The sequence below is a fragment of the Bradyrhizobium sp. HKCCYLR20261 genome (genome assembly GCF_051168435.1).
Classification (GTDB): Bacteria; Pseudomonadota; Alphaproteobacteria; order Rhizobiales; family Xanthobacteraceae; genus Bradyrhizobium.
In genome coordinates this window covers 147,917-162,630 of sequence record NZ_JBNPUZ010000004.1, presented here as the reverse complement: position 1 = coordinate 162,630, position 14,714 = coordinate 147,917, and the positions used below count along the sequence as shown (strand labels likewise).

The window sequence follows — 14,714 nt, the reverse complement described above, 5'->3', positions numbered from 1 at the left end:
GCAGCAGCCACGCGCCGGGAGATACGGATGAGAGTGCTGGGCCTGACCGGCTCGATGGGCATGGGCAAGTCGACGACGGCGAAGCTGTTCGCCGAAGCTGGCGTGCCGGTGTATGACGCGGACGCCACCGTTCATAAGGTCTATGAAGGCGAAGCCGCGCCGGCGATCGAGGCCGCATTTCCCGGGGCGACCGCTGGCGGCAAGGTCGATCGCGCCAAACTGTCGGCGAAGGTGGTTGGAGACCCCGCCGCCATCCGCCGGCTTGAGTCCATCGTGCACCCGATGCTGCGCTCCTATCACCAGGCGTTTCTCGATGAGGCCGAACGCTCCGGCGTGCCGGTCGCGGTCGTCGACGTGCCCTTGCTGTTTGAGACCGGCGGCGACAAGCGGGTCGATGCCGTGGTCGTGGTGTCGACCTCGCCGGAGATTCAGCGTGAGCGCATCCTGGCGCGCGGCACGATGACTGAAGAGGCGCTGGATGCGCTGTTGGCCCGGCAGATGCCCGACGCCGAGAAACGCGCGCGTGCCGATTTCGTCGTGGATACCTCCCACGGTCTCGATCCCGTACGGGAGCGCATTCGCGACATCCTCGCCGAGGTCGTTAAGATGCCGCAACGCCGCGGCTGATTCGCCAGCCCGGCCTGTGACGGGTTGGCGACGGATCAAGTCAGATGCGTGAGATCGTTCTCGATACCGAAACCACCGGCCTCGACGCGCTGCGCGGCGACCGTCTGGTCGAGATCGGCTGCGTCGAAATCATCAACCGCATGCCGACCGGCCAGGTCTTCCACGTCTACATCAATCCCGAGCGCGACATGCCGGCCGAGGCCTTCGCGGTCCACGGCCTGTCGAGCGAGTTCCTGGCGGACAAGCCGCTGTTTCAGGAGATCGTCGAGGACTTCCTGGCGTTCATCGGCGATGCGCCGCTGGTGATCCACAATGCGTCCTTCGACATCGGCTTCATCAATGCCGAGCTCGATCGGACGAAGCGGCCGCCGATTCCCCGCGAGCGCCTGGTCGACACCCTGCTGCTCGCTCGCCGGAAACATCCGGGCGTGTCGAACCGGCTCGACGATCTCTGCTCGCGCTACGCGATCGACAACTCGCGGCGCACCAAGCACGGGGCGCTGCTCGACGCCGAGCTGCTGGCGGAGGTCTATGTCGATCTCGTCGGGGCGCGGCAGTCGCAACTGATCCTGACCCAGGACAGCCAGGAGATCAGAGTCGGGGTCGGCGGGGATACGCCGCGCCGGCAGCGGGAGCAGCCTCTGGCGCCGCGGGTCACGGAGGCCGAGCGCGAGGCCCATCGCGCCTTCATCGCCACCCTCGGCGACAAGCCGATCTGGATGGAATTTCTACCGGGAGCGTGATCCGCGCCAGTAAAGCCGCGGATCACCTACACCGACTTGGTCTGACGACGTTCTAGGAAGCGATCAGCTCTGCAGGATCTGCCCGCCCTGGGCAGCTGCCTGACGCTCCATGTTCTGGCGGTACAGGCTGACGAAGTCGACGGGGTCGAGCATCAGCGGCGGGAAGCCGCCGTCACGCACCGAGCTGGCAACGATCTCGCGGGCGAACGGGAACAGCAGCCGCGGGCATTCGATCAGCAGCATCGGCGACAGGTGCTCCTGCGGAACGTTGACCAGCCGGAACACGCCGCCATAGACCAGCTCGAAGCTGAACATGACCGTGCTGCCGCTCTCGGCCTTGCCCTCGATCGTCAGCGTCACTTCATATTCGGTCTCGGCGATGGCGTTGGCGCCGACATTGATCTGGATGTTAATCTGCGGCGGCTGGCCCTGCGGCGCCAGGGACTGCGGGGCGTTCGGATTCTCGAACGACAGATCCTTGATGTATTGCGCCAGCACGTTCAGCTGGGGAGGGGGAGCCGCCTCGGAAGTGGCGCCGTTACCGTTGGTCATTGCAGTGTTCTCCAGGCACAAAGGGCGGGTCGTTGCGGCGCGTGGCTACCATAGGGCCGGCTTGTTCCACAAGGACGAGGCGGCAACGCCGTTAAGCCCCTAAATGGCCATTCCGGCCGACGTGCCTCTATTTGTCGCATTGGCCAAGGGACGGAACGGGGGACCTGCCTTGCCCGTTCCCTGTCGGCCAGGATCGGATTTCCCCTAGGGTCGGAAAAGGGTTAGGATCGGCGTGCCACAATGTGCCATTGGCCGGGCCCAATTCGATGACTACATCCGGGCAGACCGAGGGATTCACCGGTCTTTACCTGGATCCTGTAGAACGGGGGCTCGGTGGCCGGGCTCCGCGTTCGGCTCGACAAGTCAGAAAGCGAACACGACGTGGACATTTATACCATCATCTTCCTGGCGTTGGCGGTCTTCATCTTCGTGCGCCTGCGCGCCGTTCTCGGGCAGCGCACCGGAAGTGAGCGGACGCCGTTCGATCACGCTGCCCGGAATGCGGTGCAGGGCGCGCCCGACAACCCGATTATGCCGGTCCCGGGCAAGCCGATCGACCCCGCGGCTCCCGCGCCCGGTGCCGAGATGCCGGCCCCTGGTGATCGCTGGCGCGGGCTGACCGAACCGGGTACCCCGCTCGCCCGCGGCCTGGATGCGATCGTGGCCAATGACCCCTCGTTCGATCCCCGCCATTTTCTCACCGGCGCGCGCAGCGCCTATGAGATGATCGTCCTGGCTTTCGCCAATGGCGACCGCCGCGCGTTGCGCGACCTGCTGTCGGCCGAGGTCTATGAGAGCTTCGAGTCCGTCATCAAGGACCGCGAGAAGAACGAGCAGAAGACCGAGACGCGCTTCGTCTCGATCGACACCGCCGAACTGGTCGGCGCCGACCTGCGCGACCGCACGGCGCAGGTCACGGTGCGGTTCGTGTCGCAGATGATCTCGGTGACGCGCGACAAGATGGGCAACGTCGTCGACGGCAATCCGGACAAGGTCGCCGACATCACCGACATCTGGACCTTCGCCCGCGACACCGGTTCGCGTGACCCGAACTGGAAGCTGGTCGGCACCGGCAGTCATTAGTTCATCGAACACGAGCGGCATCCGCGTGGGGATGCCGCTCGGCACGAACCGGCGTCAGGAGGACGTCGCGCGCAAGCAGCAGCTTTGACATCGACCATACTTCAAACCGCGTTTTTTCCGAATTTCGCGTTGAGTGGTACTTTGACGGTGCAAGCATGGTTCGCGAAATTTGGAAGCGGGGTTTTTCGGCCCGAAGCCTCAGATACTGGACGGCGGCGCTCGCCCTTGGCGTCGCCGCGGTTGTGCTCGCGCCTTACGCGGCCGAGGCCGTGCGGGCGCGTCATCGGCAGCATGCCCCTGCCGCTCCGCCGATGCGCCACCTGCCCTACCCTCAGCTCGACTGGCCGCTGGAAATCACCAACAGCCAGTACCAGCCGCTGAGCTGGAATGACGTGCCCGGCTGGAGCGACGATGATCAGCTCGCGGCCTACAAGACGTTCCGCGCCAGCTGCAAGCCGATTGCAGCGAAACCCGAGGGCTCGCCGGAGGACAAGGCGCTCGGCGATTCCTTGCGCGATCCCTGCCGCGATGCGCGGGCCAATGACCTCACGGACAACGCCGCGGCGCGCGCCTTTTTCGAGCGCAACTTCGAGCCGCTGAAGATCTCCAAGCTGGGCGATGCCGACGGTTTCGTCACCGGCTACTACGAACCCGTGATCGAGGGCTCGCGCACCCAGAACGAGGTCTACAACGTTCCGGTCTATCGCCGGCCCTCGAACCTGTTCGTGCGCGGCTTCAAGCAGGATGCGACCAGCCTGCCCAACAAGGGTCCGGTGTATCGCAAGATCGGCCGGCGCAAGCTGGTGCCCTATTACGACCGCGCGGAGATCGAGGACGGCGCGATCGAGGGCCGCGGGCTCGAGATTGCCTGGCTGCGCAATCAGACCGATCTGCTGTTCGCCCAGATCCAGGGCTCGGCGCGCATCAGCCTCGACGATGGCTCGACGGTGCGCATCAACTACGATGCCTACAATGGTCATCCCTACACGCCGGTCGGCCGCATCCTGATCGAGCGTGGCATCATTCCGCGCGAGCAGATGTCGATGCAGCGCATCCGCGACTGGATGGAGCAGAATCCGGAAGGCGCCAACGAACTTCGCCGGATGAACCGCTCCTACATCTTCTTCCGCGAAGTCCAACTGTCGGAGAAGGACGAGGCCGTCGGCGCGCAGGGCATTCCGCTGACGCCGGGCCGCTCGATCGCCGTCGACAAATCGCTGCACGTCTATGGCACGCCGTTCTTCATCACCGGCGAGCTGCCGATCGAGTCGGAGAAGCAGAAGAATCCGTTCCACCGGCTGATGATCGCGCAGGACACGGGCTCGGCCATCGTCGGCCCGGCGCGCGCCGATCTCTATTTCGGCGCTGGACAGGAAGCGGGGAAAGTCTCCGGCCGGCTCAAGCACAGCATCCAGTTCGTGATGCTGGTGCCGCGGAGTCTCGATCCGGTCGCGCGCGGCCGCAAGATGCCGCTGCCGGATCCGCGTCCCTCGGAGAAGATCGCAAAGCTGTTTCCGCGAGGCCTGCCGAAGGAGGCGGCGGTCAGTGAACCCGCCAAGGGGCTCGACAAGGGTGCCGATGCCGCGAAGCCGACCACGACTGCAGCTTCCGCCAGTGAAACGAAGGTCCCTGCCCCTGCCCCGAGCGCGAGCCCGGGAACGACGGTGGCGCAGAACGTCGCCGTCCCGCAGCCCGTGCCCTTGCCCGCCGCCCGGCCCCGCCTCGAAAGTGATCGCAATATCCGCCGATTGCGTTATGGCAGACGTCATCGCAATCACCTATGAACCGTCGTCTCCATGCCTGAAGATCCCGAGCCGCCGCGGACCCGACGCAGGCGCGGCCTTTCCGAGGACGAGCGCACGCTCTGGGAGACGGTGGCGCGACAGGTCAAGCCGCTGCGCAAGACGCCGCGTCCGGTGCGGCCGCATCCGCCGATGGCGACCGCCGAGCCGCAGCCGGACAAGCCGTTGACGACGCCGCGCCCGGTCGCGCCCGTCGTCATCCCCAAGCCGGCCAGGCCAGCGATCCCGCCGCTGGTGTCGCTCGGCCGCAAGGAGCGCTCGAAACTGTCGCGCGGCCGCAGCGAGATCGATGCCCGGCTCGACCTGCACGGCATGACCCAGAGCCGCGCGCACCAGGCGCTGCATCACTTCCTGCACCGGGCCCAGCATGACGGCCTGACCTTCGTGCTCGTCATCACAGGTAAAGGCACGATCGGCGCCGATCCCGAACGCGGCGTGCTCCGCCGCCAGGTGCCGCATTGGCTGAGCCTGCCGGAATTCCGCTCGCTGATCGTCGGTTTCGAAGAGGCCCATGTCGGCCATGGCGGCGCCGGCGCGCTGTACGTGCGGATCAGACGGCCGCGCGGCTGAGGCTCAGAATGGCCGGATGATGCCGATGCGCGGGATGACCGTGACGATCCAGCCGAGGATGGTGGTCTTGCGGTCATCGGCGTCGATGGTGGCGATCTGTTTGCTTGCGGGAAGCGTCTTCACGGCGTGCAGCATCAGCACCTGACAGACGACCCAGCTCGAGATCCAGCGCGAATAGTCGAACACCATCGCGAACATCACGAAATAGGCGAGGCTGATCACGCCAAGCGCGGCGATGACGATGTGCCGGTCGCGCGGTCGCTCGAGCGCACGGACGAGGTCGTGCAGGGTCCGCCATAGCGGCAGGTGCAGCAAGATCAGCAGCGCGTAGACGGGGACGCCAAGCAGATTCGATGGCAGCCGCGCCCAGGTGTCCTGCACTTCCTTCGACAATGGCTGATACCAGACATAGGCGAATTGCAGCAGCTCGGTGCGCGACGGATCGAGCATGCGCGTCTTCAAATAGGCGACGAAGTCCGCTTCGGGCAGCGGCATCGTGCCGAGGAATTGCGCCGCGAGGAACAGCACGCCGAGGCCGAACAGCATAGCCGTGCCCACGATGACATCGCGTGGCGTGGTGGCACGTGCGAGGTAGTAGCGTAGCACGACGATGGCGGTGATGGTCGGCACGTACATCAGGAGGTGGATGTGGTGGATCAGCACAAGCACCGCCGAGATCACCGCCGCGAGCAGCACGTAAGCCAGCGAGCTCGCCGGCACCAGCAGCAGGATGATCGCGCCGAGGCAGCCATAGATGTCGAAATGGCCGAGCGTGAACAGGAAATTCTTGAATACGAATGGCGAGCCGGCGGTGAACACGAGCAGCGGCAGCTGCGCGCGGTCGAAACCGAACGTCCGTCGAAACAGCTGAATGAACAAAGCAAAGGTGATCAGCCAGACAGTGCCGGCCAGCGCGAACACCAGCCACACCGGCACCTTCGCGGTGAACAGCCCGACGATCGCCCCGATCAGCGCGCGCTTGATGAAGCCGAAGTGATAGTCGACCAGCAGATGGATGTAGGGAATGTAGGGCGGCAGCGTCAGCTTGTGCACCAACACGCCGAGCATGACGGCTGCGTTGACGGCGAGCATCAGGCGCCAGTGTCTGCTGAGCACGCCGGTCATGCGGCGGCCGATCGAATGGTGATGTTGCGACGGCCGCCGCCACACCAACCAGTGTCGTCCCGGCCTTGAGCCGGGACCCATAGCCACCGCCGTTCGTGATGAGGCAAGGCTGGAGCCGCCATCGTGCGTGACAATCAGCTTCGGTGGTTATGGGTCCCGGCCTTCGCCGGGACGACAGCGGAATTTGCGGTGAGCGCTCGGGCAGACGCCTACAGAATGAACCGGCTGAGATCCGCATTCTTCGCGAGATCGCCGATGTGCTGCTGCACATAGGCGGCGTCGACGCGCATGGTTTCGCCTGATCGGTCCGAGGCGGTGAAGGAGATGTCGTCGAGGACGCGCTCCATCACCGTCTGCAGCCGGCGCGCGCCGATGTTCTCGACCGTCGAGTTGACCGCGACAGCGACGTCGGCGAGCGCATCGATCGCATCGTCGGTGATGTCGAGCGTGACGCCCTCGGTCTTCATCAGTGCCACATATTGCTTGATCAGCGACGCCTCCGGCTCGGTCAGGATACGGCGCATGTCGTCGCGGGTCAGCGCCTGCAGCTCGACGCGGATCGGCAGGCGGCCCTGCAGTTCCGGCAGCAGGTCGGACGGCTTGGCGATATGGAATGCGCCCGACGCGATGAACAGGATGTGGTCGGTCTTGACGGCGCCGTGCTTGGTCGAGACCGTCGTGCCCTCGATCAGCGGCAAGAGATCGCGCTGCACGCCCTCGCGCGAGACGTCGCCGCCATGGCGGTTCTCGCGCACGCAGATCTTGTCGATCTCGTCGAGGAACACGATGCCGTTGTTCTCGACGACGGTGATCGCCTCCTGCACGAGCTGGTCGCTGTCGAGCAGCTTGTCGGATTCCTCCGCGATCAGGATGTCGTGCGAGGCCTCGACCGTCACGCGCCGCGTCTTGGTGCGGCCGCCGAGCTTGCCAAAGATGTCGCCGATGGAGATCGCACCCATCTGCGCGCCAGGCATGCCCGGGATCTCGAACATCGGCATGCCGCCGCCCGACGACTGCGTCTCGATCTCGATTTCCTTGTCGTTGAGCTCGCCGGCGCGCAGCTTGCGGCGGAACGAGTCACGGGTCGCGGCGCTCGAATTGGCGCCGACCAGAGCGTCGAGCACCCGCTCCTCGGCGGCCAACTGTGCGCGCGCGGCGACGTCCTTGCGCTTGCGCTCGCGCACCTGGTGAATCGCGACCTCGACGAGATCGCGGATGATCTGCTCGACGTCGCGGCCGACATAGCCGACCTCGGTGAATTTGGTCGCCTCCACTTTGAGGAACGGCGCGCCCGCGAGCTTGGCCAGCCGCCGCGCGATTTCCGTCTTGCCGACGCCGGTCGGGCCGATCATCAGGATGTTCTTCGGCAGCACCTCCTCGCGCAGGCCCGTATCGAGCTGCAGCCGCCGCCAGCGGTTGCGGAGCGCGATGGAGACCGCGCGCTTGGCGTCGGCCTGGCCGACGATGAAGCGGTCGAGTTCGGAGACGATTTCGCGAGGGGAAAAGTCGGTCATGGGGCTCTAGCTAGGCTCGGATGGGCGGCGAGGCAAGTCGGCGGGTTCGCAGGACATCAGCAGCGCGGGACCATCGGGCGTGTCGATCAGGCGCTCGCGCCGGAATCCGGACTTTTCATAGGCGCGAATGGCACGGACATGGGCCGGCGAGGGATCGGTGACCACGCGCGGGACGCCGCGCTGAAACATCAGGCCACAAAAGGTTCGGAGGACAAGCGGACCATGACCGCGCCCGATCCGCTCGGGGCCGGCGATGAACAGGTCGATGCCGCGGGTGCCGTCCGGCTGCGGACCGAAGCCGTCGTTCCACGCGGTGAGGGCGTAGCACTGCAGATAGCCGGCCGCTTCGCCATCCATCAGCATGATGTACTGATCCATGGCCGGCTCATGACGGTCGCCATCGAGCAACGCATATTGCTCGTCCGGATCACCCCACCATTCGCGGACATGCGGCTGCTGCAGCCAGTCACGGATGGCCGGCAAATCGTCTTCGGTCATCGGACGGAAGCCAACATTCATCGCCGCCCTGCCCTCACAGCAAAGGCGGTCCGGCCTGCCACTGCCGGATCGCTTCGGTCGGATAGATCAGCATCAGAATATTGAGCGTCAGGTTGTCGCGGATGTGCAGGCCGACGCCGATCTCGAACATAATCGCGATCAGCACGGTCAGCCACACCGGCAGCACGCGCGCCAGCAAAAAGCCAGTCATCATCGCCAGCGTGTCGCCGACCGAGTTCACGATGCTGTCGCCGAAATAATCGAGCGAGATCGTCGCGGCGCGATAGCGCTCGATGATGATGCTGGAGTTCTCGACCAGCTCCCAGGCGCCCTCGATCAGCATCGCGATGATCAATCGCCCCTGCCACGGCAGTCGCGGCACCAGCAGCACGGTGAGCGCATAGAACAGGAAGCCGTGGATGATGTGCGAGAAAGTGTACCAGTCGGTGAGATGCTGCGAGTTCTCCGAGCTTTGCACTACGCCGTGCCACAGCTTGACCGTGCCGCAGGCGCAGATCGGCAGCCGGCCCATTGCGAACAGGATCGCGGCCTGGAGAGCCAACAACGCAAGCACCAGCCCGAGCCAGAGCCCGGGCGACCGGCGGGACGAAACGCTGATTCCGTCCGCGGTCATCGCCTACTCGGCCGAGAGCGCTTCGATGGTGATGTTGCGGTTGGTGTAGACGCAGATGTCGGCGGCGATATCGAGCGACTTGCGTACAATGCTCTCGGCATCCTTATCGGTGTCGATCAGCGCCCGCGCCGCCGCCAAAGCGTAATTGCCCCCCGAGCCGATCGCCATCACGCCCGCTTCCGGCTCCAGCACGTCGCCGGTCCCGGTCAGCACCAGCGAGACCTCCTTGTCGGCCACGATCATCATGGCTTCCAGCCGGCGCAGATAGCGGTCGGTGCGCCAGTCCTTGGCGAGCTCGACGGCGGCACGGGTCAGCTGCCCCGGATACTGCTCCAGCTTGCTCTCCAGCCGCTCGAACAGGGTAAACGCATCCGCCGTGGCCCCGGCGAAGCCGCCGATGACGTCGCCCTTGCCGAGCTTGCGCACTTTCCGGGCATTGGACTTGATCACGGTCTGGCCGATCGAGACCTGGCCGTCGCCGCCCACGACCACCCTGCCCCCCTTGCGGACGGTCAGGATCGTGGTGCCGTGCCAGACGGTGGGCTCATGGGAAGATGCGTGCATGGGACGTCCTTGGTTGGTGCCCTCATTTAGGGCCTCAGGCCGGGGGATACAATTACCGGGTCCCTGCCCTGCCCTGGCGGGCCTTGAAATCCGCTCACCATGGCCCGAGATCAGGCCAAGAGCGCGTCATCCCGCAGTAGCTAAGGTGTCATCCGCCTGATAAAAGGGCCGCGTTTTCAAGGGAAAGCTGACCCCATGCGTAGCGCGACCATCAAGCGCAAGACCAAAGAGACCGAGATCGAGGTGTCCGTGAACCTCGACGGCACCGGCGTCGTCGAGATCGCGACCGGTATCGGCTTCTTCGATCACATGCTGGACCTGCTCGCCCGCCATTCCCGCATCGACATGACCGTCAAGGCGCTCGGCGACCTGCATATCGATTTCCATCACACCACCGAGGATGTCGGCATCGCGCTAGGCCAGGCTGTCAAGCAGGCGCTCGGCGACATGGCCGGCATCACCCGCTACGCCTCGATCCACATGCCGATGGACGAGACCTTGACCCGCGTGGTGATCGACGTCTCAGGCCGGCCGATGCTGGTGTTCCGCACGACTTTCACGCGCGACAAGATCGGCGAGTTCGACACCGAGCTGGTGCGCGAATGGTTCAACGCGTTTGCGATGAACGCCGGCATCACCCTGCACGTCGAGACTCTGTACGGCGAGAACGCCCATCATATCGCCGAATCCTGCTTCAAGGGTCTGGCGCGGGCGTTGCGGACAGCGCTCGCGATCGATCCGCGCAACAAGGGCGAAGTGCCATCCACCAAGGGTCAGCTCGGCGGCTGACCTCCCTCCTCCAAGGGAATTTTTGACATGCCCGTCTATACGGTTCACGCGCCCCTCGCCGCTGGAGCCGATCTGCGCTCGACGGATCGCTTCGTCTTCATTCGCGACGGCTTCCATCTCTGGGCTGCCGTGCTCGGCGCCGTCTGGCTGGCCTGGCACCGGCTCTGGCTGGCGGCCCTCGGCTGGATCGTGCTGGTCATCGTGGTGGATGTCGTGCTGGCGCGGATCGGCGTCGGCGCTGGCGCGATTGCCTCGGTCGATCTCTTGATGGCGATCCTGCTCGGCTTGGAAGCATCGACCCTCAAGCGCTGGAGCTATTCGCGCAACAAATGGCGCCAGCTCGATGTCGTCGTCGCCGACGATCTCGATGCCGCCGAGCGCCGCTTCTTCGAGCGCTGGGCTGCGCGGCGCAGCGATCTCGGCTACGACAACAACACCGTCGATCGCGGCGCCGCGCCGCCGACGCGTGACAACGGCAACGGCCAGCGGCCGCCGCCGCTGCCCCATGCCAGCATTATTGGCTTGTTCCCTGAACCCGGAGGTGGACGATGAGCGTCGCAATCATCGATTACGGCTCCGGCAATCTGCATTCCGCTGCCAAAGCGTTCGAGCGTGCCGCGCGCAGCATGGAGGATCCGCAGAAGGTCGTCGTCACCCGCGATCCCGATACGGTGTATCGCGCCGATCGCATCGTGCTGCCCGGCGTCGGCGCCTTCGCCGATTGCCGCCGCGGCCTCGATGCCGTCGACGGCATGCTGGAGGCGATGACCGAGGCGGTCCGCCACAAGGCGCGGCCGTTCTTCGGCATCTGCGTCGGCATGCAGCTGATGGCAACGCGTGGCAAGGAGCACGTCACGACCGATGGCTTCGATTGGGTTTCCGGCGATGTCGAGAAGATCACGCCGCGCGACGAGAGCCTGAAGATTCCGCACATGGGCTGGAACACGCTCGACGTGCTCAGGGAACATCCGGTGCTGGAAAAGCTGCCGCTCGGGCCGAAGGGGCTGCACGCCTATTTCGTGCACTCCTATCACCTCAATGCGGTCAACGAGAACGAGGTGCTGGCGCGCGCCGATTACGGCGGGCCGATCACCGCCATCGTCGGCAAGGACACGGCCATCGGCACGCAATTCCATCCCGAGAAGAGCCAGCGGTTCGGTCTCGCCCTGATTTCCAACTTCCTGAAATGGAAGCCGTGAGCGCTGTCGTCCTGTTCGCCCGGGGGCGGGCAGGGCGCGCTCTTGAGAGATATTAGATATGATCCTGTTTCCCGCCATCGATCTGAAGAACGGCCAATGCGTGCGCCTGGAGCAGGGCGACATGGCGCGCGCCACCGTGTTCAACCTCGATCCCGCCGCGCAAGCGAAGAGCTTCGCCGACCAGGGCTTTGAATATCTCCACATCGTCGATCTCGACGGCGCCTTCGCCGGCAAGCCGATGAATGCGCACGCCGTGGAAGCGATGCTGAAAGTCGTGAAGATGCCGGTGCAGCTCGGCGGCGGCATCCGCGATCTCAAGACGGTCGAGGCCTGGCTCAACAAGGGTATCACCCGCGTCATCATCGGCACCGCCGCAGTGCGCGATCCCGAGCTGGTGAAGACCGCCGCCAAGGCCTTTCCTGGCCGCGTGGCCGTTGGCCTCGATGCGCGCGACGGCAAGGTCGCGGTGGAAGGCTGGGCCGAGACCTCCGAGGTCACCGCGCTCGACATCGCCAAGCGGTTCGAGGATGCCGGCGTTGCCGCGATCATCTTCACCGATATCGCCCGCGACGGCTTGCTGAAGGGCTTGAATCTCGACGCGACCATCGCGCTCGGCGACGCCATTTCGATTCCCGTGATCGCCTCCGGCGGCCTCGCCTCGATCGAGGACGTCAAGGCGATGCTGACGCCGCGTGCGAAGAAACTCGAAGGCGCCATCGCTGGCCGCGCGCTGTATGACGGGCGGCTCGATCCGGCCGAAGCCTTGGCGCTGATCCGCGCGATCAGCGGGTAGGGGGAGAACACGATGTTCAAGGTCCGCGTCATTCCCTGCCTCGACGTCAAGGACGGACGGGTCGTCAAGGGCGTCAACTTCGTCAATCTGCGCGACGCCGGCGATCCCGTGGAAGCGGCGATTGCCTATGACGCCGCCGGCGCCGACGAGCTCTGCTTCCTCGACATCACCGCGACTCACGAGAACCGCGGCATCATGCTCGACGTCGTCCGCCGCACGGCGGAGGCCTGCTTCATGCCGGTCACGGTCGGCGGCGGCGTCCGCACCATCGAGGATATCAAGACCCTGCTGCGCTCCGGCGCCGACAAGGTCTCGATCAACTCGGCCGCGGTGGCGCGTCGCGAATTCGTGAAGGAAGCGGCCGAAAAGTTCGGCGAGCAGTGCATCGTGGTCGCGATCGATGCCAAGTCGGTGTCGCGTCCCGGCGGCGGCTCGCGCTGGGAGATCTTCACCCATGGCGGCCGCAAGTCGACCGGGATCGATGCGCTGGAATATGCGCAGGAGGTCGTCGCGCTCGGCGCCGGCGAGATCCTGCTGACCTCGATGGACCGCGACGGCACCCGCCAGGGGTTTGACCTGCCGCTGACCCGGGCGGTGGCTGACAGCGTGCCCGTGCCGGTGATCGCCTCCGGCGGCGTCGGCAATCTCGATCACCTGGTCGACGGCATCCGTCAGGGCAGGGCGACCGCCGTGCTCGCGGCGTCGATCTTCCATTTCGGGGAATTTACCATCCGTCAGGCCAAGGAGCATATGGTGCGGCAGGGCCTGCCGATGCGGCTCGATCCCTGACGACATTGCGCCGCAAAAATGTTAGATGAACGCTTGTCCGGCCACTCTGGGCGGACCGGCGTTCTGAGAACTGGCTGATGTCCCGCTTCACGCTTCACGACCTGGCTGCCATCATCGACGCGCGCGCCGCGGCGGGCGGTGAGGCGTCCTATACGCGCAAGCTGCTCGACAAGGGCCCGGCGCAGTGTGCCAAGAAGATGGGCGAGGAGGCGGTCGAGACGGTCATCGCCGCCGTCGGCACCGACCGTGAGCATCTGATCTCCGAAAGCGCCGATCTGCTGTTTCATCTGTTGGTGGTGTTGAAGTCGCGCGACATCAGGCTCGACGAGGTCGAGGCGGCGCTCGGCAAGCGGACCGGTCAGTCGGGGCTGGAAGAAAAGGCGTCGCGCAAGACGGAGTAGGGCGCGACGGCCGGGGGAAACGAAGGGCAGCGTCATGGATATGCGCACCACCGAACAACAATATAATCCGTACCGCGTCTTCACCCGCCAGCAATGGGCCGAGCTGCGCAACGACACGCCGATGACGCTTGAGCCCGGCGAGTTCTCGAAACTGCGCTCGATGCACGACCGCCTCGATCTTCAGGAGGTCGAGGACATCTACCTGCCGCTCTCGCGCTTGCTGTCGATGTATGTCGATGCGGCGCAGCGGCTGTACTACGCGCAGCGTCAGTTCCTCGGCATCCGCGACCGCAAGATGCCCTACATCATCGGCGTCGCCGGCTCGGTGTCAGTCGGCAAGTCGACCACCGCGCGCGTGCTGCAGGCGCTGCTGACGCGCTGGTCGCCGCGGCCGAAGGTCGATCTCATCACCACCGACGGCTTTCTGTTTCCGAACGCCGTGCTCGAACGGCAGGGCCTGATGCAGAAGAAGGGCTTTCCGGAGAGCTACGACAAGGCCCGGCTGCTCGCCTTCCTCTCCGACATCAAGGCCGGCCGGCATCCGGTGCGTGCGCCGGTCTACTCGCATCTCAGCTACGACATCGTGCCCAACCAGTGGACCGAGATCGACCAGCCGGACATCCTGATCGTCGAAGGCGTCAACGTGCTGCAGACCGGGCCCTTGCCGCGCGACGGCAAGGCCGTGCCCGTCGTGTCCGACTTCTTCGACTTCTCGGTCTATATCGATGCCGACGAGGCGGTGCTGCGCAAATGGTATGTGAAGCGCTTCCTGTCGCTGCGCGACACCGCGTTCCACGACCCGCGCTCCTACTTCAACCGCTACGCGCTGCTGTCGGACGAAGAGGCCACCGCCACCGCCATCGCGATCTGGGAACGCACCAACCTCGCCAATCTCGAGGACAACATTCTGCCCACGAGACCGCGCGCGACCCTGATCCTGAAGAAGGGCGCCGATCACGAGATCGAATCGGTGGCTCTGCGGCGGTTGTGAGTTCGGTGCTGAGCCGAGCGAGATTTCGAAAAGTTTCCGC

The 14,714-nt window shown here is 65.3% G+C and carries 18 protein-coding genes; 12 read left to right on the top strand and 6 right to left on the bottom strand.

What is annotated here, in order from left to right:
• The first annotated feature begins 27 nt into the window (after positions 1-27).
• Together coaE and dnaQ are read left to right on the top strand one after the other, a co-directional pair.
• On the top strand, positions 28-627 hold the full coding sequence (gene coaE / locus ACQR1L_RS10815) for a dephospho-CoA kinase (protein ID WP_434857946.1): 600 nt from the start codon (positions 28-30) through the stop codon (positions 625-627).
• A 44-nt stretch (positions 628-671) separates the two neighbouring features.
• The gene (dnaQ, locus tag ACQR1L_RS10810) at positions 672-1,370 is read left to right on the top strand and encodes a DNA polymerase III subunit epsilon (RefSeq protein WP_434857945.1); all 699 of its coding nucleotides are present in this window, start codon (positions 672-674) and stop codon (positions 1,368-1,370) included.
• A gap of 63 nt (positions 1,371-1,433) precedes the next feature.
• Here the strand turns inward: dnaQ and secB are convergent, their stop codons facing one another.
• Positions 1,434-1,922 carry a protein-export chaperone SecB gene (secB, locus tag ACQR1L_RS10805; RefSeq protein ID WP_434857944.1) on the bottom strand — a complete coding sequence of 163 codons (489 nt, stop codon included), beginning with the start codon at positions 1,920-1,922 and terminating at the stop codon, positions 1,434-1,436.
• A gap of 381 nt (positions 1,923-2,303) precedes the next feature.
• Between secB and ACQR1L_RS10800 the strand changes: the two genes are divergently transcribed.
• The 3 genes from ACQR1L_RS10800 (at position 2,304) to ACQR1L_RS10790 (ending at position 5,377) form a co-directional block, all read left to right on the top strand.
• Complete coding sequence (locus ACQR1L_RS10800; RefSeq protein WP_434857943.1) at positions 2,304-3,005, top strand: Tim44/TimA family putative adaptor protein; 702 nt, start codon at positions 2,304-2,306, stop codon at positions 3,003-3,005.
• A gap of 155 nt (positions 3,006-3,160) precedes the next feature.
• Positions 3,161-4,789 carry an MltA domain-containing protein gene (locus ACQR1L_RS10795; RefSeq protein WP_434857942.1) on the top strand — a complete coding sequence of 543 codons (1,629 nt, stop codon included), beginning with the start codon at positions 3,161-3,163 and terminating at the stop codon, positions 4,787-4,789.
• A gap of 12 nt (positions 4,790-4,801) precedes the next feature.
• The gene (locus ACQR1L_RS10790; protein WP_434857941.1) at positions 4,802-5,377 is read left to right on the top strand and encodes a Smr/MutS family protein; all 576 of its coding nucleotides are present in this window, start codon (positions 4,802-4,804) and stop codon (positions 5,375-5,377) included.
• A gap of 3 nt (positions 5,378-5,380) precedes the next feature.
• Here the strand turns inward: ACQR1L_RS10790 and ACQR1L_RS10785 are convergent, their stop codons facing one another.
• From ACQR1L_RS10785 to hslV, 5 genes are all read right to left on the bottom strand, one after another.
• On the bottom strand, positions 5,381-6,502 hold the full coding sequence (locus ACQR1L_RS10785) for a hypothetical protein (protein WP_434857940.1): 1,122 nt from the start codon (positions 6,500-6,502) through the stop codon (positions 5,381-5,383).
• Between the two features lie 209 nt (positions 6,503-6,711).
• Positions 6,712-8,016, bottom strand: a complete 1,305-nt coding sequence (hslU, locus tag ACQR1L_RS10780; RefSeq protein ID WP_434857939.1) for an ATP-dependent protease ATPase subunit HslU — start codon at positions 8,014-8,016, stop codon at positions 6,712-6,714.
• Positions 8,017-8,022: 6 nt separating this feature from the next.
• Positions 8,023-8,535 carry a GNAT family N-acetyltransferase gene (locus ACQR1L_RS10775; RefSeq protein ID WP_434857938.1) on the bottom strand — a complete coding sequence of 171 codons (513 nt, stop codon included), beginning with the start codon at positions 8,533-8,535 and terminating at the stop codon, positions 8,023-8,025.
• A gap of 13 nt (positions 8,536-8,548) precedes the next feature.
• The gene (locus ACQR1L_RS10770; RefSeq protein ID WP_434857937.1) at positions 8,549-9,148 is read right to left on the bottom strand and encodes a DUF2585 domain-containing protein; all 600 of its coding nucleotides are present in this window, start codon (positions 9,146-9,148) and stop codon (positions 8,549-8,551) included.
• Between the two features lie 3 nt (positions 9,149-9,151).
• Entirely contained in the window at positions 9,152-9,712 is a 561-nt protein-coding gene (gene hslV / locus ACQR1L_RS10765; protein WP_006612664.1) for an ATP-dependent protease subunit HslV, read from the bottom strand.
• A gap of 195 nt (positions 9,713-9,907) precedes the next feature.
• Between hslV and hisB the strand changes: the two genes are divergently transcribed.
• The 7 genes from hisB (at position 9,908) to coaA (ending at position 14,674) form a co-directional block, all read left to right on the top strand.
• On the top strand, positions 9,908-10,501 hold the full coding sequence (hisB, locus tag ACQR1L_RS10760; protein WP_434857936.1) for an imidazoleglycerol-phosphate dehydratase HisB: 594 nt from the start codon (positions 9,908-9,910) through the stop codon (positions 10,499-10,501).
• Between the two features lie 27 nt (positions 10,502-10,528).
• Positions 10,529-11,053, top strand: a complete 525-nt coding sequence (locus ACQR1L_RS10755; RefSeq protein WP_434857935.1) for a DUF2628 domain-containing protein — start codon at positions 10,529-10,531, stop codon at positions 11,051-11,053.
• Positions 11,050-11,700, top strand: coding sequence for an imidazole glycerol phosphate synthase subunit HisH (hisH, locus tag ACQR1L_RS10750; RefSeq protein WP_434857934.1), 651 nt, complete (start codon positions 11,050-11,052; stop codon positions 11,698-11,700). Before ACQR1L_RS10755 ends, hisH begins: the two co-directional genes overlap by 4 nt.
• A gap of 58 nt (positions 11,701-11,758) precedes the next feature.
• A complete protein-coding gene (hisA, locus tag ACQR1L_RS10745; RefSeq protein WP_434857933.1) occupies positions 11,759-12,493 on the top strand; it encodes a 1-(5-phosphoribosyl)-5-[(5-phosphoribosylamino)methylideneamino]imidazole-4-carboxamide isomerase in 735 nt (244 codons plus the stop codon).
• A gap of 12 nt (positions 12,494-12,505) precedes the next feature.
• Positions 12,506-13,282: an imidazole glycerol phosphate synthase subunit HisF gene (hisF, locus tag ACQR1L_RS10740; RefSeq protein ID WP_009031380.1), complete on the top strand. Its 777-nt coding sequence runs from the start codon at positions 12,506-12,508 to the stop codon at positions 13,280-13,282.
• 77 nt (positions 13,283-13,359) lie between these two features.
• Complete coding sequence (locus ACQR1L_RS10735; protein ID WP_434857932.1) at positions 13,360-13,683, top strand: phosphoribosyl-ATP diphosphatase; 324 nt, start codon at positions 13,360-13,362, stop codon at positions 13,681-13,683.
• A 34-nt stretch (positions 13,684-13,717) separates the two neighbouring features.
• Positions 13,718-14,674 (top strand): type I pantothenate kinase, encoded by a 957-nt coding sequence (coaA, locus tag ACQR1L_RS10730; RefSeq protein ID WP_434857931.1) that lies wholly within the window; start codon positions 13,718-13,720, stop codon positions 14,672-14,674.
• The last annotated feature ends 40 nt before the right edge of the window (positions 14,675-14,714 follow it).